General features: G+C 70.1%; 17 protein-coding genes. 6 read left to right on the forward strand and 11 right to left on the reverse strand.

Annotated features, from left to right (window positions below; all coding sequences use genetic code 11):
* From LJE69_RS17850 to rpsU, 4 genes are all read right to left on the reverse strand, one after another.
* On the reverse strand, positions 1–1,278 hold a 1,278-nt coding region (locus LJE69_RS17850; protein WP_296927391.1), incomplete at its 3' end, for a sigma-70 family RNA polymerase sigma factor.
* Between the two features lie 447 nt (positions 1,279–1,725).
* Entirely contained in the window at positions 1,726–3,429 is a 1,704-nt protein-coding gene (gene dnaG, locus LJE69_RS17855; protein ID WP_296927392.1) for a DNA primase, read from the reverse strand.
* 146 nt (positions 3,430–3,575) lie between these two features.
* Positions 3,576–4,019, reverse strand: a complete 444-nt coding sequence (locus tag LJE69_RS17860; RefSeq protein ID WP_296927393.1) for a GatB/YqeY domain-containing protein — start codon at positions 4,017–4,019, stop codon at positions 3,576–3,578.
* Positions 4,020–4,030: 11 nt separating this feature from the next.
* Positions 4,031–4,246, reverse strand: coding sequence for a 30S ribosomal protein S21 (rpsU, locus tag LJE69_RS17865; RefSeq protein WP_058556564.1), 216 nt, complete (start codon positions 4,244–4,246; stop codon positions 4,031–4,033).
* Between the two features lie 146 nt (positions 4,247–4,392).
* On the opposite strand from rpsU, the gene tsaD reads away from it, so the two are divergent.
* Entirely contained in the window at positions 4,393–5,418 is a 1,026-nt protein-coding gene (tsaD, locus tag LJE69_RS17870) for a tRNA (adenosine(37)-N6)-threonylcarbamoyltransferase complex transferase subunit TsaD (RefSeq protein WP_296927394.1), read from the forward strand.
* A 157-nt stretch (positions 5,419–5,575) separates the two neighbouring features.
* Here the strand turns inward: tsaD and plsY are convergent, their stop codons facing one another.
* Entirely contained in the window at positions 5,576–6,211 is a 636-nt protein-coding gene (gene plsY, locus LJE69_RS17875) for a glycerol-3-phosphate 1-O-acyltransferase PlsY (RefSeq protein ID WP_367114709.1), read from the reverse strand.
* A 227-nt stretch (positions 6,212–6,438) separates the two neighbouring features.
* On the opposite strand from plsY, the gene folB reads away from it, so the two are divergent.
* The 3 genes from folB (at position 6,439) to LJE69_RS17890 (ending at position 10,524) form a co-directional block, all read left to right on the forward strand.
* The gene (folB, locus tag LJE69_RS17880) at positions 6,439–6,798 is read left to right on the forward strand and encodes a dihydroneopterin aldolase (RefSeq protein ID WP_296927396.1); all 360 of its coding nucleotides are present in this window, start codon (positions 6,439–6,441) and stop codon (positions 6,796–6,798) included.
* A complete protein-coding gene (folK, locus tag LJE69_RS17885) occupies positions 6,795–7,319 on the forward strand; it encodes a 2-amino-4-hydroxy-6-hydroxymethyldihydropteridine diphosphokinase (protein WP_296927397.1) in 525 nt (174 codons plus the stop codon). The genes folB and folK overlap by 4 nt, the downstream gene beginning before the upstream one ends.
* Before the next feature lie 154 nt (positions 7,320–7,473).
* Complete coding sequence (locus LJE69_RS17890; RefSeq protein WP_296927398.1) at positions 7,474–10,524, forward strand: mechanosensitive ion channel domain-containing protein; 3,051 nt, start codon at positions 7,474–7,476, stop codon at positions 10,522–10,524.
* A gap of 2 nt (positions 10,525–10,526) precedes the next feature.
* Here the strand turns inward: LJE69_RS17890 and LJE69_RS17895 are convergent, their stop codons facing one another.
* The 4 genes from LJE69_RS17895 to LJE69_RS17910 form a co-directional block, all read right to left on the reverse strand.
* Positions 10,527–11,438 (reverse strand): transporter substrate-binding domain-containing protein, encoded by a 912-nt coding sequence (locus LJE69_RS17895; RefSeq protein ID WP_296927399.1) that lies wholly within the window; start codon positions 11,436–11,438, stop codon positions 10,527–10,529.
* Positions 11,422–12,810: an ABC transporter substrate-binding protein gene (locus LJE69_RS17900; protein ID WP_296927400.1), complete on the reverse strand. Its 1,389-nt coding sequence runs from the start codon at positions 12,808–12,810 to the stop codon at positions 11,422–11,424. Before LJE69_RS17900 ends, LJE69_RS17895 begins: the two co-directional genes overlap by 17 nt.
* 293 nt (positions 12,811–13,103) lie before the next feature.
* Positions 13,104–13,601 carry a DUF2452 domain-containing protein gene (locus LJE69_RS17905; protein ID WP_296927401.1) on the reverse strand — a complete coding sequence of 166 codons (498 nt, stop codon included), beginning with the start codon at positions 13,599–13,601 and terminating at the stop codon, positions 13,104–13,106.
* 100 nt (positions 13,602–13,701) lie between these two features.
* Positions 13,702–14,436, reverse strand: a complete 735-nt coding sequence (locus tag LJE69_RS17910) for a pteridine reductase (protein WP_296927422.1) — start codon at positions 14,434–14,436, stop codon at positions 13,702–13,704.
* A gap of 224 nt (positions 14,437–14,660) precedes the next feature.
* On the opposite strand from LJE69_RS17910, the gene LJE69_RS17915 reads away from it, so the two are divergent.
* Positions 14,661–15,845, forward strand: a complete 1,185-nt coding sequence (locus tag LJE69_RS17915) for an SAM-dependent methyltransferase (protein ID WP_296927402.1) — start codon at positions 14,661–14,663, stop codon at positions 15,843–15,845.
* Between the two features lie 496 nt (positions 15,846–16,341).
* On the opposite strand, the gene LJE69_RS17920 is transcribed toward LJE69_RS17915, so the two are convergent.
* Positions 16,342–17,235 carry a complex I NDUFA9 subunit family protein gene (locus LJE69_RS17920; protein ID WP_296927403.1) on the reverse strand — a complete coding sequence of 298 codons (894 nt, stop codon included), beginning with the start codon at positions 17,233–17,235 and terminating at the stop codon, positions 16,342–16,344.
* A 277-nt stretch (positions 17,236–17,512) separates the two neighbouring features.
* Here LJE69_RS17920 and LJE69_RS17925 point away from each other — a divergent pair, with 277 nt between their 5' ends.
* Positions 17,513–18,325, forward strand: coding sequence for a sulfite exporter TauE/SafE family protein (locus LJE69_RS17925; RefSeq protein WP_296927404.1), 813 nt, complete (start codon positions 17,513–17,515; stop codon positions 18,323–18,325).
* Between the two features lie 259 nt (positions 18,326–18,584).
* Here the strand turns inward: LJE69_RS17925 and LJE69_RS17930 are convergent, their stop codons facing one another.
* Positions 18,585–19,163, reverse strand: a complete 579-nt coding sequence (locus LJE69_RS17930; RefSeq protein WP_296927405.1) for a hypothetical protein — start codon at positions 19,161–19,163, stop codon at positions 18,585–18,587.
* Between the last annotated feature and the right edge of the window lie 103 nt (positions 19,164–19,266).

Consider the following 19,266-nt stretch of genomic DNA (forward strand, 5'->3'; position numbering starts at 1 on the left):
GGTGGCGTAGGTCGAGAACTTGTAGCCGCGGCGGTATTCGAACTTGTCCACCGCCTTCATCAGGCCGATGTTGCCCTCCTGGATCAGGTCCAGGAACTGCAGGCCGCGGTTGGTGTACTTCTTGGCGATGGAGATCACCAGCCGCAGGTTGGCCTCGACCATCTCCTTCTTGGCGCGGCGGGCCTTGGCCTCGCCGATGGACATCTTGCGGTTGATTTCCTTGATCTCGCCGATGGTGAGCAGGTTCTCGCGCTCCAAGTCCTGCAGCCGGCGCTGGGCGCGGCGCACATCGCTCTCCACCTCCGCCAGCGCGGCGGACCACTTGTGGCCGGCGTCGATCTGCTCGCGGATCCAGTCCGGGTTGGTCTCGTTGTCCGGGAAGGTGTCGATGAACGCCTTGCGCGGCATGTGCGCGTGATCCACGCACAAGCCCATGATGATGCGCTCCTGGGTGCGCACGCGCTCGATGCTGCCGCGCAGGACCTCGACGAGCTCGTTGAACACGTTGGCCACGAGCTTGAACTGCATGAAGTCGTCGGAGACCTTGGCCATGGCGGCGCGGGAGGCGTCGTGGTCGCGGCCGTGCTCGCGCAGCAGCGCGGTGAACTCCTCGAAGTGGGCGCGCAGCGAGGCGACGCGGCGCGAGACCTCTTCGGGGTCCGGGCCGGTGTCCACGGTCTCCTCGGCGCCGTCGTCATCGTCGTCGTCATCGTCGGCGGACGCCGTTTCGGCGGCGGCGCCCTTCTGCACCGGCTCGGCGGTCTCGTCGTCGGTGAAGCCGGAGATGACGTCGGACAGGCGGCGCTCGTCGCGCTCCACCTGCTCGAACATGCTGAGCAGCAGCTCCACCGCCCGCGGGTAGGTGGACAGCGCCGCCAGCACCTGGTTGAGCCCGTCCTCGATGCGCTTGGCGATGCGCAGCTCGCCCTCGCGGGTGAGCAGCTCCACGGTGCCCATCTCGCGCATGTACATGCGCACGGGGTCGGTGGTGCGGCCGAACTCACTGTCCACGGAGGCGAGCGCGGCGGCGGCGGCCTCGGCGGCCTCGTCGTCGGCGACGGCCGAGTCACTGCTGAGCGTGTCGATCTCCGCCGGCGCGGTCTCGTGTACCATGATCCCCATGTCGTTGATCATGCGCACGATGTCTTCGATCTGCTCGGGCTCGATGATGCCGTCGGGCAGGTGGTCGTTGACCTCGGTGTAGGTCAGGAAGCCCTGCTCTTTGCCCTTGGCAATCAACTGCTTGAGTTGCGAGGCCTGCTGCTGCTCTTGATCCATACGGATACCTGTTAGACGTTGGAACCGGTTAGACGTTTGAACCGGGCGGACGCTGCCGGAAAATCGTGCCGAAGCTGTCCCGCGCTGCCGTCGAGAGGCGGGCATGGCGCTCGTCGCTGGCGGCGCAGCGCGGCCGCGCCCCGCCGTCTGCGCCTGCACCCTGCCTCGGGCGCATTGGGAGCACGCTGGCATGGCGATACCAGCGCGCGTCCGATCGCACATTGGACAAGCGCCGGATGCCCGAAGTTTAGATGCTGTGGATAAACTGTCCAGGTTAACAGATTTGCGCCTTTTCTTGTATCCCAAGGTCTTTGGGCGCGGTACGTGGTATCTGTCCAGGCGCCTCGGGACCTCCGAATGTCTGTCGGGCGGGGACAACGCGGCGCGACAGCACCCGCGACCGGCCATCACCGCGCGATGGGCCGCACGGCACTGCCGTTGCGACGCTCACGCATCGGCATCACCGCGAGCGACGCCGCGCTCGCGCCAACGCCGCTGGATCTCCGCTGCACGGCGCTCGGCCGCGACATCCTTGTTGAGCCGATCGACGATGGCCGCGAGTTCCTCGCCGCGGCCGGCCTCCGGGATCAGCTCGATCAGCCGCGCATCCGCGAGCCGGCGCACGGTGCGCTCGTCTTCGGTGCCACGCCAGCGCTCGACGAGGCTCGCGCTGGTGATGCCGGGATAGGCGCGCGCGATGTCCAGCACCTCGGCGAGGAGCCGCACACCGGGGTTGTCCAGCTCGCGCCAGTCGGCGGGCTTGTCCGCGACCAGGGCGGCACGCCCCGGATCGTCCAGCAGCAGGGCAATGGCGCGCCGCAGCGGCGACAGGCTCGGCACGGCGGCCGCGGCAGGTCTTGCCGCCGCTCGGCGCGGCATTGCACCGCCGCGCGGGACCGGCTCGCCGATGCGCCGCGCCAGCTCCCCTGCGAGCTGATCACGATAGCTCCCCGCCGGCATGCCGGCGAGCAGCCCACGCACCTCGTCCGCCAGCCCCGCACGACCTTCCGGTGCGGCCACGTCGTGGCTTGCCCCCGCATGCTCGAAGAGAAACGCGGACAGGAGCTTTCCGTTCGCGAGCCGCGCCTCGAACGCAGCCTGGCCCTCCTTGCGCACCAGGGTGTCCGGGTCCTCGCCCTCGGGCAGGAATAGAAAGCGCAGCGGCTGCTGCCCCGTGGCCAGCGGCAGGGCGGTCTTGAGCGCCTTCCAGGCCGCGTCGCGCCCGGCCTTGTCGCCGTCGAAGCAGAACACCACCTCCGGCGCGCCCCGCAGCAGGCGCTTGATGTGCTCGGGCGTCGCCGCGGTGCCGAGCGCGGCGACGGCATAGTCGATGCCGAACTGGGACAGCGCGATGACATCCATGTAGCCCTCCACCAGCAGCAGCCGCGGCGGGTTGCGCAGCGCTTGCTGGCTCTCGTACAGGCCATACAGCTCGCGCCCCTTGACGAAGACGGGCGTCTCCGGCGAGTTGAGGTACTTGGGCTCGCCGTCGTCGAGCACGCGCCCGCCGAAGCCCACCACGCGCCCGCGCCGGTCGCGGATCGGGAACATGATGCGGCCGCGGAAGCGGTCGTAGCGGCGGCCGTCGCGCTCGGACAACAGGCCGGCGGCGACCAGGCGCTCGCATTGCTCGGCGCTCTTGCCGAGGGCATCCAGCAGGAAGCTCCAGCCGGGCGGCGCAAGGCCCAGGCCGTAGCGCTGAACGATCTCGCCGCTCAGGCCCCGGCGCTCGAGGTACGCCACCGCCGCTGCGCGCTCCGGATGCTCGCGCAGGGCCTGGCGATACAGGCTCGCCGCCTGCTCCAGTAACGCGTACAAGGGCTTGGGGTCCGGGCCGCGCGGCGCGTCTCCCGCCTCCGGCAGCGGCATTCCGGCGCGCTGCGCTAGCTCCTCGACCGCCTCGGGAAAGCTCAGGCGGTCGAATTCGATCAGGAAATCGATGGCGTTACCGTGCGCGCCGCAGCCGAAGCAGTGGTAGGTCTGTCGCGCCGGCGTTACGACGAAGGACGGCGTCTTCTCGGTGTGAAAGGGGCAGCACGCCTTGAACAGCGCACCCGCCTTGCGCAGCGGCACGCGCAGACCCACCACCTCGACGATGTCGGTGCGCGCAAGCAGTTGGTCTTTGAGCTCAGGCGTGATGCGGCCGACCATCCACCACGACCTCGCGGGGTGACTTGGGGCAGGGCGACTTGGGACGGTGCACGCCGAAACGGCGTCGCGGCAGGCGTATGCAATACCTGCCGCCTGGTAATATGGGGGCGGATGCCCCGCGAGCGCAGTACCGCGTGTCGGGACGCCTAACCTTGCAGGCGGGCTTTCACCTGCTGGCTCACGGCACCCATGTCGGCGCGGCCTTGGAGCTTGGGCTTGAGCACGCCCATGAGCTTGCCCATGTCGCGCATGGATGCCGCCCCGGTGGCGGTGACGGCCTTGTCGATGAGGGCCGCGATCTCGGCCTCCGACAGCGCCTCCGGCAGGTATTCCTGACAGACCCCGAGCTCAAAGCGCTCGACGGCGGCAAGATCCTCGCGGCCGGCGGCCTCGTACTGGGCAATAGAGTCCCGCCGCTGCTTGACCATTTTCTCCAGCACCGCCAGCACCTGCGTGTCGTCCAGCGCGATGCGCTCGTCCACCTCGCGCTGCTTGATGGCGGCGTTGATGAGGCGGATGACGCCGAGGCGCGGCTTGTCGCCGGCCTTCATGGCGGCCTTCATGTCGTCAGTGAGGCGCTGCTTGAGCATGACGGATTAGGTCAGTACGGCCGCTCCCAGCGCCGCGCCTCGCGGGAGAGCTTCTTGTGGTGGCGCTTCACGGCGGCCGCCTTCTTGCGCTTGCGCTCGGCGGTGGGCTTCTCGTAGAACTCGCGGCGGCGGACCTCGGCCAGGACGCCGGCCTTCTCGCAGGAGCGCTTGAAGCGCCGCAGGGCGACCTCGAAGGGCTCGTTCTCTTTGATGCGAACGCTGGGCATGAATAATCCTTCAGTGCGCGTTAAGAAATTTGGTTTGGCGCGTCTGGCTAACGCATGCGGAATCCCGCATTATGCCTGTGTCGGCATCGCCGCGACAACCCCGGAAAGCGGTCCAGCGGCACCAACAGCTCGCTCCAACGTCAAGCATGCGCGTACTCGGCATCGAAACCTCCTGCGACGAAACCGGCGTGGCCATCTACGACGGCGATCAGGGCCTGCTCGCACACGAGGTGCACAGCCAGGTGGACCTGCACGCGGCCTATGGCGGCGTGGTGCCGGAGCTGGCCTCGCGCGATCACATCCGCCGGCTCACACCGATGATCCGGCTGGTGATGACCGAGGCGCGGACCACGTCGCAAGACCTGGACGGCGTCGCTTACACCGCAGGGCCCGGCCTCGTCGGCGCGCTGCTCGTGGGTGCCGGGCTCGGGCGCAGCATCGCCTGGGGCTGGGGCATCCCAGCCATCGGCGTGCATCACATGGAGGGCCACCTGCTGGCGCCGCTACTGGAGGCGCCGGCGCCGGCCTTCCCGTTCGTGGCGCTCCTCGTCTCCGGCGGCCACACCCAGTTGGTGCAAGTGGCCGACGTGGGGCGCTATCGGCTCCTCGGCGAGTCGGTGGACGACGCCGCCGGCGAGGCCTTCGACAAGACCGCCAAGATCCTGGGCCTGCCCTATCCCGGCGGGCCGGCACTGGCCAGGCTCGCCGAGCAGGGAGAGCCGGGCCGCTACGTCTTCCCCCGGCCCATGACCGACCGCCCCGGACTCGACTTCAGCTTCAGCGGCCTCAAGACGTTCGCGCTCAACACCGTGCGCGACGAGCTAGCCGCGCGCGCCGATACCGAGCAGGCGCGGGCGGACATCGCCCGTGCCTTCGAGGACGCGGTGGTGGAGACGCTGGCCATCAAGTGCCGCCGCGCCGTGGAGGCCGCAGGCTGCGACCGCCTGGTGCTCGCCGGCGGGGTCAGCGCCAACCGCCGGCTGCGCGAGCGCGTGGATGCACTGATGACCGAGCGTGGCGGCCGCGCCTTCTACCCGCGCCCCGAGCTGTGCACCGACAACGGCGCGATGATCGCCTTCGCCGGCCACCAGCGGCTGGCGGCGGGCCAGTCGGAGCCCCTCGCCTTCACGGCGATGCCGAGGTGGCCGCTGGAGACGTTAACGCCGATCTGACGAAGAAGGCCCGACAAGCAGGCGATGACGGCAAGCGCCGTATCGAGCATCTGGGGCCAAGCGCCGCGATGTTCCCCGCTTTCGAAGCAACCCAAGATGATCGCCGGCGGCGCCTCGCCAAATCGGTTGATCGCTTGCAGCCTGCCGGCTCCAGGCCTTAGGCCCTAGGCCCTTCCCCGGCAGGTCCTTCTTCAGCAGCCGAACCGATCTTGTCTTCCTCCCCGCGCAGCAGCTTGCGGATGTTGCTGCGATGGCGCAGGAACAAGAGCCCGGTGATGACGATCTGCATGCCGACCAGCTTCGGCTCCGGCCAGAAGAACCAGAGGAACACCGGCGCCAGCGCCATGGACACCAGCGCGGACAGGGATGAGATCTTGAGCACCTTGGCAACGAACAGCCACACCGCGGCGGTGGCGGCGCCGATGGGCCAGTAGAGCCCGAACTGCACGCCCAGCGCGGTCGCCACCCCCTTGCCGCCGCGGAAGCCGAAGAACACCGGGAACAGGTGCCCGACGAAGGCGGCGATGCCCACCAGCGCAAGCGTCAGCGGCGCGGCGCCGAAGCCATGGGCGACGAGCATCGGCAACACGCCCTTCAGCATGTCGCCGGCCAGCGTGATGGCCGCGGCCGGCTTGGCCTTCGGGCCGCCGATGCGCAGCACGTTGGTGGCGCCCGGGTTGTTGGAGCCCTGCGTGCGCGGGTCCGGCAGACCCATCAGTCGGCAGACGATGATGGCGCTGGACACGGAGCCCAGCAGGTAGGCGCCGAGCACCAGGGCGACGGAGATGATCAGGGATACGTCCATGGGCGGGCATTGGACCGGCTGCGCCGCGCCGGGTCAAGCACCCACCGCTTGCATTGGCGACGAGCGGCGCCACCATGCCAAGCGGAGAGGGCCGAGCGGAAAGGGCCGAGCGCCAAGCGCCGAGCCGGAGCGCACGCTTGGCCCTTGGCCCTGATCAAACCCTGCATCGCCGCACGCCAACCGCACGCAACAACCGCCCGAGGAGACCGGCTCCGATGGATATCGTCTTCATCCGCCAACTACGCATCGAAACCACGATTGGCATCTACGACTGGGAAAAGCAGATCAAGCAGCCGGTCGTGCTGGACATCGAGATGGCCACCGACAATACCCGGCCCGCCGCCACCGACCGCATCGAGGACACCCTGGACTACAAGGCCATCTCGAAGCGCTTGAAGGAATTCGTCGGCGCCTCCCGCTTCGAGCTGGTAGAGACCCTGGCCGAGCGCTGCGCCGCCATCATCCGCGATGAGTTCGGCGTGCCCTGGGTGCGCCTGACGCTGGACAAGGTGGGCGCCGTCACCGACGCCGCGGGCGTCGGGGTGATCATCGAGCGCGGCGAGCGCCCCGCGTGAGCGACCCCGCCGGCCAGCGCGGGCGCCGCTGCTGGCTCAGCATCGGCAGCAATCTGGAGCGCGAGCGCAGCATCCGCGGCGGTTTGGCCGACCTGCGTGCGGCCTACGGCGGGCTGACGCTCTCACCGGTATACGAGACACCGGCGGTGGGCTTCGCCGGCAAGCCCTTCCTGAATCTGGTCGCCGGCATCGACACCAGCGAGCAAGTGGGCGCCATCAACGACCGTCTGCGCGCCATCGAGGACGCCCAAGGCCGCGTGCGCGGGCCGGACAAATTCGCACCGCGCACGCTCGATATCGACCTGCTCACCTGGGGCGACGCCGTCGGCACCATCGACGGCTGCGAGCTGCCCCGCGCGGACATCCTGCACTACGCCTTCGTGCTCGGACCGCTGGCGGACGTGGCACCGAACGCCCGGCATCCGGCGGACGGGCGCAGCTACGGGCAGCTCTGGCGGGAATTGGGTGAGCGCATGCAGCAGGCCGCTGGCGCGCTGCGGCTCTACCCCTTGGCGCTCTAGCCCCCCCTTTCGCCTGATTCTGCTTCCGTGGTCATGGTTGTGATCGATGCCGAAGATCCGACTACGATTACCACAACGACAACGACGAGCGCCGCCCAGCTTGCCAAGGCGACGATCACGACACCTCGGTCCGAGGCCAAGCCTCGCTAGACCCATGCCCCATCGCCAGACGCCCCCGGCCCCGTTTCTGCGGCCGCTCCTCGGCGCCATCGCGCTGCTCTGCTGCACGCTGTCCGCCGCCGCGGAGCAGCACGTGCCGGACCTGCGCGACATCGCGCGCGAGAACCGCGAGATCGCCGCCCTCATCGCCGACATCGAGACCGGCCGCCAACAGCGCCTCACCGAGACCGATGACCTGCGCGGCGAGCTGACCCGCGAGGAGCGCGAGCTCCAGGCGGATGCCGTGACGCCGGAGATGCTGCGCGAGGCGCGCCTGAAGCTGGACACGCTGGAGTCCCGCCTGGTGGTGCTGCAGGGCCGCATCGATCAGCGCCGGCTCTCGCTGGGGCGGCTGCGCGAGCAACTCGCCGAGCTCCAGCGGCTGCCGCCGGTGGCCGATGGCGACAACACCCGGGCGCTGCGGCGGGAGGCGGCGGAGGCATTGCTGACCGAGCAGGCGTCACTCACCGAGCGCGTTATCGCCGCCTATGGCGAGCTCCTCGCCGTCGCCGATCGCTACAGGCGGCTGCTGTCGGAGCGGCTGCGTCTACTGCAAAGCCGCCTGCGCCTGCACGATTTCGACCACGGCCTGTTCGCCGCCGACAAACGGCTGCCGCTGTTGGAGTCGGTGATCAACGAGCACATGCACCGCGCGACGCGCTTCGCGAGGCGTCGCGGCGAGATCACGGGGGCGGATACCAAGGCCAACAACGAGCGTCTCAAGCTCGACGTGCAGATCGACGATGCCGTCACGCGCAGCTTCCTGCGCCAAAACGACCTGGAGCTGATCCTCGCCGAGGACGAGCTCCAGGATCTGGAGACGCTGCGCGAGGACAACCTGATGCCGCTGCACGTGCTGCGGGACGCCGAGCGGCGGCTGCTGCGCGTCGGCGCGGCGCTGACGCACGTCGAGGGCGCACTCGCCTCTCAGCGCCGAATGCTCGAGGGGCTGCGTGACGCCGTGCGGCACGAGAGCACCGAAGACACCGAGAGCCGGCAGGTGCTCACCGACCTGCAAGCCATGCTCGACTTTCAGCAGACCGACGTGCAGGCGCTACAGGCACGGGTGGAGCGCGAGCGCAAGGGGTACGCCCGCGCCATCGGCGACAGCTACGCCGCCGGGCTCACGCAGCAGCACCCGCTGCCGGAGACGCCGGCCGACTGGCGCCGGCTCGGCGACAACGCGCTGCATCTGCCGGCGCTGCTGGGCCAGGCGCTGAACAAGGTCGGCCGCGAGCTGCGCGAAGCCATCGCCCGCGCCGCCCCCGTCACGGACCTGCTCGCCGCCCTCGGCGGCATCGGCATTGTGCTGGCACTGCTGCTGGCACGGCGCAAGCTCAAGGCAACGGCGCTGGCACAGCCACGCGACAGCCGGCTCGCGCTGTTGCTGCGGCCGCTAGCGCGGGTGGCCCCCATGCTGATCCCCGCGGCGCTCTGGCTGCTGCTGGGGAGCATCTACGGCATTCCGCCAACCGCCCTCTGGACGCTGTTCCTGCTGCTCGCGCTGTGGCCGCTGCTGGCCTTCACGCTGGCGCTGGTGCGCAGGCTCCTGTTCCGGCAAGAGCCGCCGGAGGGCCGCACGGACGAGCGCCGGCGCTTCTACCGCCGCTTGCGGCTCGGGCTGCTGCTGGCGACGCTGGTGGCCGCGCTGTACATCCTCGCCCGCTCGCTGCCGGTCGCGCCCATCCTGGCGGATGTACTGGACCGGCTGGCCATGCTCGGGGTACTGGCGCTGGTGATGCCCGCCTCCGCGCTGCGCGCCCTGTTGCAGCACCTCGGCACCAGCGGCCCGCGCGGGGCGCGGCCGCGCATGCGCTTCCTGGCCTGGGTGTCGCGGGCGCTGCCGCTGTTCCTCACCGGCACCGGCCTGCTCGGGCTCGTGGGCTATACCGAGCTGGCCTGGGTGGTGATGACCTATTTCGCCTGGGCGGTGGCCGTGGGGCTGTTGCTGTTCCTGGTGATCGGCCTGCTGCTGGATGCCCGGGAGCGCCTCGCCGAGCGCCTGGCGCGGACGGAATCGGACCTCGGCGACTTCTGGACCACGCAGTTCGTGGAGCCCGGCTACCGGCTCGGCGTGCTGCTGGCGACGCTCGGCGCGGGCTGGCTGTTGTTCCGCCTGTGGGGCTGGAGCGCCGAGACCTCGGTGGTGCGCGGCTTCCTCGGCCTCATCAACCGCCCGCTGTTCGAGCTCGGCAAGTCCAGCTTCGACGTCGCCGACATCCTGTTGGCGGTATTCCTGGTGGGGGGCGCCTTCTACGTGGGCGGCTGGAGCCAGCAGGTGAGCTACAACCTCGCCTATCGCCGGATCTCCGATACCGGGCTGCGTCAGGCGCTGGCCACCTTCACGCAATACGTCGTCATCGTCGCCGGCTTACTGCTGGCGCTGCGGATCATCGGCTTCGATCTCACGACGCTGGCGGTGTTCGCCGGCGCGTTGGGCGTCGGCATCGGCTTCGGCCTGCAGAACATCGTCAACAACTTCGTCTCCGGCCTCCTGCTGCTGGCGGAACGGCCGCTGAAGGCGGGCGACTTCGTCAGCATCGGCAGCAACATCGGCACCGTTTCGCGCATCGGCATGCGATCGCTGACGATGCGCACCCTGGATCAGCAGGAGGTGATCATTCCGAACGGGTCGGTGATCAGCGGCGAATTCACCAACTGGACCCGCAGCGATGATCTGCTGCGCAACGTGCACTACATCCCGATCCGCCGCTCGGACGACCCGGAGCTGGCCATCCGGCTGATCCGGGAGGTGCTGGAAAAGCATCCACACGTGCTCTCGGAGCCGGCGCCCGGCTGCTTCCTGTGGGAGTATGGCGAGTCGTCGGCCAACCTGCGGGTGCAGTACTGCTTCCGCATGAACTTCGGCCCCGGCGGCCTGACAATCCGCTCCGAGGTGCTGCTGGCCATCGGCAGGGCGTTGCACGAGCACGGCATCGAGATGCCGTATCCGCGCCGCGACGTGGCGCTGCACATCAGCACCGAGGACCGCGGGCGGCTCGCCGCCGGGGGCGACGCCGCGCCGCTGCCGGCGGCGCCCGGCTGAAGTCAGTCCCCGCTCGCGTCCGCGGCGTCGGCGGCGCCAGTCCCGGTGCCAGCCTCGGTGCCGGTCGTGACGCCCAGCCCGCCGGGAAACCAGGTGCGGCGGATGCGCTCGAACCCGCCGTTGACGCGGATATCCGCCACGGCACGGTCCAGGAGCTGCAGCAGCCCCGCGTTGTGCTTGCTCACGGCGACACCGTTGCCGTAGCCGAACCACTTGGGCGCCCACAGCGGCGGGCCGACGAAGGCGTACTCCTCGCCCTGCTCGGTTTCCAGAAAGGTCTGCTGCAACACCGCGGCGTCCCCCAGCACCAGGTCCAGGCGCCCCAGCATGAGGTCCAGCAGCGCCGCGGGCTGGGTGCTGTAGCGGACGATGATCGACTGGCCGGCGTAGTTGTCGCTCAGATAATCGTCGAAGGTGGTACCGCGGCGCACGCCGATGCGCTTGCCGGCGAGATTGCGCGGGTCCACCGCCACCAGAGTGCTGCGGCGAGCGACGAAGCGCGCCGGGGTGCGATAGTAGGGCCGGGTGAAGTCCACGCGCTCGCGCCGCGCGTCGGTGATGGAGATGGACGCCACCGCGGCGTCCAGCGTGCGGTCCTCCACTGCCGGCAGCAGCGCCGACCACTCCATGGGCACAAGCTCGCACGCGAAGTGCATGGCCGCGCAGAGCGCCCGGGCGACGTCCACGTCGAGGCCGTGCAACTCACCTTGCTCGTCCACGAAGCTGCGCGGCGGGTCCTGGCCGAATACGCCGATGCGCAGCGCCTCCGCCGCCGCCGGCTGCGCCGACCCCATAAGCGCCAGGCTCAGCGCCAAGCTTGGCCCGGCCCATAGCAACACGGCCACGGCCAGATGCCGGCCGCGCATCGACCGACGCCGGCGGCGGGTGGCCAGGGGATCAGCGCGGCTCGGCATTATCAGGCTCCGGCGCCGCCAGGGCGTGGGCGGACCAGTTGGTGCCGCGCTGGCTCAACAGGTTGAGCCCACGGGCGAGGGCGGCGAGCGCCGCGTCGGCGTCCTCGCGCCCGGCGAGCACGGCGAAGACCGCGCGCTGCACCCGCGCGCTCACCTCCGGATACCAGACGCCGGTGACCGTGGCGGGCCGCGCCACCAGGGTCAGCCGCTTGTCCGCCGCGGTCGCCATGTAGGGCGTGGCGGCGAGCACGGCGGGATCTTTCAGCAGCGCCGGGCGGCTCGGGATGTAGCCCGCCGTGACGGCCCGCTCCCGCTGCACCTCGGCGGAGACCAGGTAGCGGATCAGGTCCGCCGCGAGCCGCGGGTTCCGGCTGGACGCGGGCACCGCGAGCTGCCAACCGCCGATGGTGGCCGCGTGCTCGCCCTGCAGGCCGCCGCGGGGCAGCGGCGCGACACCGACACGGCCCCGCAGCGGGGCGTCGGCGGCGTTCAGGGTCTGCCAGACGTAGGGCCAGTGGCGCATGAAGGCGGCATTGCCGCCAGCGAACTGAGCGAGCGTCTGCGCCTCGCTGTCTGCGAGCACGGAGCTGGGGCTGATGAGCCCGAGCCAGCGGCTCGCCCGCTCCAGCGCATAGGCGGCCCGCGGGTTGTCGACGGTGACGCGGCCGCTGGGGGCGACGATGGCGCCGCCGCGCCAGCTCGCGATCCATTCCAGCGCGTTGCAGGTGAGGCTCTCCGCCGGCCGTCCCTGCCACAGGAAGCCCCAGAAGCGCGGATTGCCGCCACCGCGCTCCGGGTCCTGCAGCCGGGTGGCCGCGTCCTCCAGCGCGGGCCAGGTGGTGGGCACCCGGATGCCCGCGGCATCCAGCAGATCCTTGCGGTAGTAGAGCAGGCCCAGGTCCAGGAACCAGGGCAGCGCCACCAGCCGGCCGTCCACCGTGTCGTTGGCGATGAGCGGCGCCATGAACTGCTCGCGCAGGTCGCCCAGATAGGGGCCGAGGTCCGTGAGGTGCGCGACGAGCAGGCCGGGCCAGACCACGTCGATCTCGATGACGTCGAGCCGCCCGGCGCCGGCCTCCAACAGCTCGCGATAGAGCGCGAGGCGATCCTCGCTGACACTGGGTGCCGAGAGTACCCGCACGCGGTTGCCCGTGGCCTCGGCCCAGTCCCGGGCGGCGTCGCGGCAGCGCGTCGTCTCCGCGGCGAAGCGCCCGCAAGATACCGTCAGCTCCGCGGCCAGCGCGGCACGAACGGGGAGCAACGGCGCGACGAGCGCCAACACGAGCACCAGCGCCAGCCAGGCGGCGCTTGGCGGGCGCGGGGCGGATGCTGCGCCGGCGTGTTGGCGGCTGGTGCACTCGTGCGGAAGCATCGAGGCCGCGCTCGAGGCCGACCGCGGCACTGATCCGTGTCGCCCTGGAGGGCGACACTCCGGCCGACACTCGCTCGCACCGGACAGCGAACGGTATCGACAATTCCGAGGCGGTGCACTCGTGCTGCGTTTCACCCAACTTTGCCTTCGTTGTCGTTGTCGTGATCTCAACCGTCCGAACATTCGATTACGACCACGACCACGACCACGACCACGACCAGAGACTTCGACCTGGTTTCTCGGCTCCGCTCCAACCCGGCTTGGCGCCCTGCAAAATTGCCTGAAACGGGGCACTAGTCGTCATCGCCACCGCGCAGGCCGCCGATGCGCAGCAGCTCGCCCACCAGCGCGCCGGTGGCGTCGTGCTGGTCCGGCTGCTCCGCCGGCGTCCAGGAATAGTCCACTTCCAGGCGATAGGAGCCCAGGAACTCGTGCGGCGGCGCGCCACGCCAGTCGACGGGCGAGAGCATCGAGAAGAAGCTGCGGCCATCGGCCCTGCGGTAGAGGTGATAGACCCTGCCCGGGATGCGCTTGAAGGCGCATTCGGCATGCGTCAGCGCCTGTTCCTCGCGGGCCTCGTCCAGCACCTTGCGGGCCTCCGCCTGCAACGCCTTGATCTGGTCGGCGATGACGCGCAGCTTGGCGCCGGTGCGCGCGCTCAGCATCGACTCGGCGCGGGCGATCTCCGCCGCCAGCTCCGGCGCGTCGAAGGCGGGCGCCAGCCGGCTCACGGGATACGGCGAGCTGCGCGCGTCGCCGCGGTGCAACAGGGCCTTGTCGTCGTCGGTCATGGGTCTCGGGGGGTCTGTTCTTGGGGATGCCGGCCAGGGAGATACCGGCCGGGGAGATACCGGCCGGGGCGCCGACCGGAGCGCTGGCGCCCGCGGGCGGCTACTGCTGGACGGTGCGCCCCCCGTCCACGGCGATGACCTGGCCGGTGATGTAGGGGGCGTCACGCACCAGGAACAGCACGGTGCGGGCGATGTCATCCGCCGTGCCGGGGCGCTTCAGCGCGGTGCGGTCCAGGATGGTCTGCTTGGCCGCGTCGGACAGGCCCTCCTCGGGCCACAGGATGGCGCCGGGGGCGACGCCGTTGACCCGCACCCCGGGCCCGAGCTCCCGTGCCAGCGCGCATACCATCATCGCATTGCCGGCCTTGGCGATGGAATAGATGGGGTGGTCCGAATGCGGCCGCTCGGCGTGGATGTCCACCAGGTTGACGATACACCCCTGCGCCGCCGCGAGCAGCGGTGCCGCCGCCTGGGACAGAAAGAAAGGGGCCTTCAGGTTGGTGCCGACGAGCTCCGCCCACTGTGCCTCGGTGGCCTCGCCGAGCGGCGTCGGATAGAAGGCGGAGGCGTTGTTCACCAGCACGTCCAGGCGGTTGTGAAACGCACATACCACGTCGAGCAGCGCCGCCGGCGCGTGCGGGTCCAGCAGGTCTGCGCGCGCGAGCCGGACGGAATCCGCCCGCGCAGCCTCCAGCTCCGCCTTCAGCGCCGCGGCGGTGTCGCCGGAGTGGCGGTAATGCAGCACGATGTCGAAGCCCGCGCCGTGCAGCGTGCGGGTAATGGCGGCACCGATGCGCTGGGAGGCACCGGTGATGAGCGCCACCCGTGCAGACATGGGCCGATCCGAATCGGAGTGTTGCTGCGCCTCGGTCACGGTTGCTCTCCCGTTGGATTGCGGTTGCTGGTCAGGATGGCGCACACCGCCACACGCCCGGCGACTCGGGGTTAGACTGACGGATTGGTCCGCAGAACGCCACCGCAACGCCAACCGGCCGCCACCCGATCATGCTTACATCCCGCCATTCCGAGACCGTGACAGGCGCACCGCCTGCCGACGCCATGACGGCCCAAAGCGAGCGCCTGCGCGCGCTCATTCGGCAGGAGATCAGCGCCGCCGGCGGTGCCCTGCCCTTCGATCGGTTCATGGAGCTGGCGCTGTACGCGCCTGGTCTCGGCTACTACGCGGCCGGCGCCACCAAGTTGGGTCCGGCCGGAGACTTTGTCACCGCCCCCGAGATCTCGCCCCTGTTCGGCCGCTGCATCGCCACGCAGTGCGCCGAGGTGCTCGCGGCCCTCGGCGGCGGCGACCTGCTGGAGCTCGGCGCCGGCAGCGGCGCCCTGGCCGCGGACGTGCTGGAGACGCTGGCGGAGGCAGACCGGCTGCCCGGACGTTACCTGATCCTGGAGCCGAGCCCGGACTTGGCCGAGCGGCAGCGCGCGCTGATCGAGGAGCGCGTGCCGGCGCTGAGCGGGCGCGTGCACTGGATCTCCCGGCCGCCGGCCGAACTGCGCGGCATGGTCATCGCCAACGAGGTGCTGGACGCGATGCCGGTGCACCGCTTCTGCCTGCCGCCGCTGGACGCGGCTCGCCCGGGCGCCTCCGCCGACGTCGCGGCGGCCGTGCGGGAGGTGCTGGTGCGCCGCGACGGCGACCGCTTTGCCGACGTACTGGACACCCCCCGCTCGCCCCGTCTCGCCGCGGCGGTGGCCGCGCTCGACCTGCCGCCGGCGAGCCTGGCCCGAGGTCTGTGCTCGGAGCTCAACCTCAGGCTCGCGCCCTGGCTCGCGATGCTCGCCGGGCACCTGGCGGCGGGCATGTTGCTGCTGATCGACTACGGCTATCCGCGCCGGGAGTACTACCTGCCGGAGCGCCGCGACGGCACCCTGCTCTGCCACTACCGCCACCAGGCCCACGCCGATCCCTATGCCCACCCGGGTTTGCAGGACATCACCGCGCACGTGGACTTCAGCGCCGTGGCCGCGGCCGGCATGGCCGCGGGGCTCGCCCTCGCGGGCTACACGACCCAGGCCAATTTTCTGCTCGGCTGCGGACTCGACCGCCACCTGAGCGCCGCCGCCACCGACCCCGAGGCGCTACTCGATCTCGCCGCCAGCGCCAAGCAGTTGGTGCTGCCCGCGGCCATGGGCGAGCGCTTCCAGGCCATCGCTTTGACCCGCAACCTCGAGGCGCCGCGCCAGGGCTGGTGCGGCTTCGCGCAACGGGACCTGCGGGGGCGGCTGTAGTGCGGGGGGACTAGTACCCCGTTTCAGCCAATTTTGCGGGGCGCCAACTCGGGTAGGGTCGGAGCCGAGGAACCTGGTCGGAGTCTCTGCTCGTGGTCATAATCGTAATCGTAATCGTAATCGTGGTCGTGGTCGTGGTCGGATACTCGACAACGACAACGACAACGACAACGACTGCAAAGTAAGGAGAAAAGCTGCACGAGTGCACCCATGCGGAAGTACCGAGGCCACTTCGAAGGCCGCCAGCGGCGCTAATCCGTGTCGACCTGGAGGGCGACACTCGCTTGCAACCGACAGCGAACGGTATCGACAATTCCAAGGCCGTGCACTAGGTCGGGCCGACACAGGAGGCCCGACAATCGGGCGACTGCATGCAGGCCCCGTGTCGGGCTTCGCTCCTCAGCCCGACCTAAGACGGCGTATTGCGCAGCCGCAGCGGCGCACCGCCTGACCGCGGCGAGCGATCGGGATCGGATTCGCCCGATCCGGATTTCAGTCAGGGCAGGTACGTCGGCACGACGGTGTCGATGTCGGTGGGATGGATGCCGAGCTGCAACAGCGCGTTGTGCTCCTCACAGACGCTCGGGGTCTGCATGGACAGGTAGTTGTCCAGGGTGATGGGCGCGCCGGGCAGCATGCCGAAGAGCTTGGCCATGAGCCGTGAGGCCGTGTCGTTGAGCCCGATGATCCAAACGCGCTTGCCGAGACGCGCGGCCGTGTAGCGCATGAGCTCTTTGAGCGTGAGCACGCGCGGCCCGCAGAGATCGTAGCGGCGGCCGACGGTGCGCTCGTCGTGGATGCTGCGCACCATGGCCTGGGCGACGTCGTCGACCCAAACCGGCGCGAAGCGGGCCTGCGGGCAGGCAAGTGGCACCACGCCGGGCGCCATGTTCAGCAGGCCAGCGAAGCGGTTGAAGAAGCTGTCGCCGCGACCGAAGATCACCGAGGGTCGGAAGCTCGTCACCGCCATGCTCGCGGCCTGCGCGATGTCTTCTCCCTGCCCCTTGGAGCGGAGGTAGGCGCTGCCGCCCCGCGCCGCGTCGGCATGTAGTGCGCTCATGTGCAGCAGACGCGGCACACCGGCCGCCTCGGCGGCGGCAACGATGCGCCGCACCAGTTCCACGTGCGCGGCCTCGAACGTCATACCGTCGGACTCGTTCAGGATGCCGGCCAGGTTCACCACCAGGTCGCAATCGGCGAACAGCTCCTCCAAACCGACCGTGGGCGACAGCTCGCACAGCTCGACGTCGGGATAGAGCTTGAGGTCGCGGTGGCGGAACATGCGCCGCGTCGGCACGATGCAGTGATAGCCGGCCGCGCGGAGACGGGTGAGCAGGTGACGGCCGACGAAACCGGTACCGCCGATGATGCAGGCTCGCTGTCGCTTCATGGATTGCAGGTCCGCTGCTTGGAGTTCTGGTGTGCTTCGGGCCGGACACGCGGCCCGGTTGTGCGCGCTGCCACGGCAATGAATTCCCGGCAAAATTGCCGGCGCCGGAGGACCGCCAGGCACCGACGGTGCGCGGGTTGGGAGCGGCGCCGGTCCGGCCGCGGCGCAAAACCGGTGCGCGGGCGCCCGGTGCGCGGCCGGGTATTATGCCGCAACGCCCGCGTGTCGCTCGCCTTGTATCCTCAATGATTCCGCCGGGCTCAGCAGAAGAAATCGGGTGCAGCCGACCGCCACCATCGCTCTCGCCGCCATCGCCTTCGCCACCGTGGGCACCGTCGCCGGGCTGCTCGCCGGGCTGCTGGGCATCGGTGGTGGTGCCGTCATCGTGCCATCGCTGCTGATCCTGTTGCCGGCTTTCGGCATCGATGGCGCCTGGACCACGCACCAGGCGGTCGCCACCTCGCTGGCGACGGTGGTGGCCGCGGGCTCGGCCTCCGCGCTGACCCACCATCGCCGCGGCGCCGTGCGCTGGGCGTTGGTGAGGCGCCTGGTGCCGGGCCTGCTCGCCGGCGCCGCCTGCGGTGCGCTGCTCGCCGGCTGGCTGCCCGGGATATGGCTCAGGCGGTTGTTCGGGCTGTTTCTGCTGGCGAGCGGTGTGCGCATGCTGCTGGCGACGTCGGCGTCGGCGCCGCCTCGGCCGCTGCCGACGCGGCGCATGGTGACTGCGGCCGGCGCCGGCATCGGCGCGCTGTCGGCGGTGCTCGGGATCGGCGGCGGCGTGCTGATGGTGCCCTATCTCGCGCGCCACGGCGAGGCGCTGCGCAACGCGGTGGCGACCTCCAGCGCCTGCGGCGTGCCGCTGGCGCTGGCCGGCAGCATCGCCTTCGTGCTGAGCGGCTGGGGTCGCGCCGGGCTGGCGCCGCACAGCCTCGGCTTCGTGTTCTGGCCGGCGGTGCTGACGATCGCCGCAGCCGCGATGCCGATGGCCAATATCGGCGCGCGGCTCGCACACCGGATGCCGACAGTCGCGCTCAGGCGCGTGTTTGCGCTGCTGTTGCTGGCGGTCGGGCTGCGGCTTCTGCTGTCCTGAGCACAGCCGGCCCCAAGTGTCACGGTCACCGGTGTGCGGATGCGCCTCAAGGCCGGGAAAGTATTGCTGGCAACCCCAAAATCGAACGGATCGTTGGTCGGGTTAGCGATAGCGTAACCCGACCATCAACGGCTTACCGACGCTCATCGCCGGGTTACGCTGCGCTAACCCGATCCTCACCGAATACTTGAACAGTCTCTGCGCTCGTCCGCCATCCCAGTGCGTGCTGGACCTTGGAGCGCCCGCACCAGGCGTGCGCTCACTGGTCCGGCTTGGGGTCGCCGCCGGGATCGCCATAGACCGTGTCGTCGAGCCAGAGGCGCCGATACAGGTAGACTTGTCCGTCGGCGTCGCGCAGCACCAGGCGCCCCTGATGCTGGGCGAATTCATAGGGACGCGCGACGTCATGCTCCGGGTCGTAGATGGCGATGCGGTCCCCGCGCTGCTGGATCAGCCCGTCGATATAGTCGCCATGGGGCGAGTAGAGCCGGAAGCGATGCGCCTGCACGATCAACAGCCCACCGTCGCGCCCCTCCCAGATGCCATCGAGGCTGGTGCGCTGCCAACCCGGGATGTTCGGCAACTGCACCATGCCGGGCATCTGCTGCATCCAGGCACCCCAGTCAGGCACGGCGCCGGGCATGCCCCCCGGCAGCGGCGCCGGCACAGCGGCGTTGTCGCCCAGCAGTCCCATGGCATTCATCATGCGTGCCATGGCCTCGGCGAAAACGCGCACGCTGTCGGCCGCGGCGGCGGCCGCCGCCGGCTGGACTGCCGGCGCACCGAGCAACAGCAAGGCAAGCCCCAGTCCGGGGAGCATCGGCGAGCGCTTCGGCATTTTGCGGTCCCTTTGGTGGGCCAGGCGGTGGGCCAGGCGGTGGGCCAACGGGTTGGTCATGCGGCGGAGTGGCGGGCGTGTATCGGGCAGCGGTGGCGAGCTG

Origin of the sequence: Thiohalocapsa sp., from assembly GCF_022340605.1 — a bacterium.
Lineage (GTDB): Bacteria > Pseudomonadota > Gammaproteobacteria > Chromatiales > Chromatiaceae > Thiohalocapsa.

Excerpts from the sequence above, each read along its gene's own strand:
- LJE69_RS17930 (WP_296927405.1), bottom strand. The coding sequence starts at position 19,163 with ATGCCGAAGCGCTCGCCGATGCTCCCCGGACTGGGGCTTGCCTTGCTG.
- LJE69_RS17920 (WP_296927403.1), bottom strand. The coding sequence starts at position 17,235 with ATGAAGCGACAGCGAGCCTGCATCATCGGCGGTACCGGTTTCGTCGGC.
- tsaD (WP_296927394.1), top strand. The coding sequence starts at position 4,393 with ATGCGCGTACTCGGCATCGAAACCTCCTGCGACGAAACCGGCGTGGCC.
- LJE69_RS17910 (WP_296927422.1), bottom strand. The coding sequence starts at position 14,436 with ATGTCTGCACGGGTGGCGCTCATCACCGGTGCCTCCCAGCGCATCGGT.
- rpsU (WP_058556564.1), bottom strand. The coding sequence starts at position 4,246 with ATGCCCAGCGTTCGCATCAAAGAGAACGAGCCCTTCGAGGTCGCCCTG.
- LJE69_RS17900 (WP_296927400.1), bottom strand. The coding sequence starts at position 12,810 with ATGCTTCCGCACGAGTGCACCAGCCGCCAACACGCCGGCGCAGCATCC.
- folB (WP_296927396.1), top strand. The coding sequence starts at position 6,439 with ATGGATATCGTCTTCATCCGCCAACTACGCATCGAAACCACGATTGGC.
- LJE69_RS17905 (WP_296927401.1), bottom strand. The coding sequence starts at position 13,601 with ATGACCGACGACGACAAGGCCCTGTTGCACCGCGGCGACGCGCGCAGC.
- LJE69_RS17860 (WP_296927393.1), bottom strand. The coding sequence starts at position 4,019 with ATGCTCAAGCAGCGCCTCACTGACGACATGAAGGCCGCCATGAAGGCC.
- LJE69_RS17915 (WP_296927402.1), top strand. The coding sequence starts at position 14,661 with ATGACGGCCCAAAGCGAGCGCCTGCGCGCGCTCATTCGGCAGGAGATC.
- LJE69_RS17890 (WP_296927398.1), top strand. The coding sequence starts at position 7,474 with ATGCCCCATCGCCAGACGCCCCCGGCCCCGTTTCTGCGGCCGCTCCTC.
- dnaG (WP_296927392.1), bottom strand. The coding sequence starts at position 3,429 with ATGGTCGGCCGCATCACGCCTGAGCTCAAAGACCAACTGCTTGCGCGC.
- LJE69_RS17895 (WP_296927399.1), bottom strand. The coding sequence starts at position 11,438 with ATGCCGAGCCGCGCTGATCCCCTGGCCACCCGCCGCCGGCGTCGGTCG.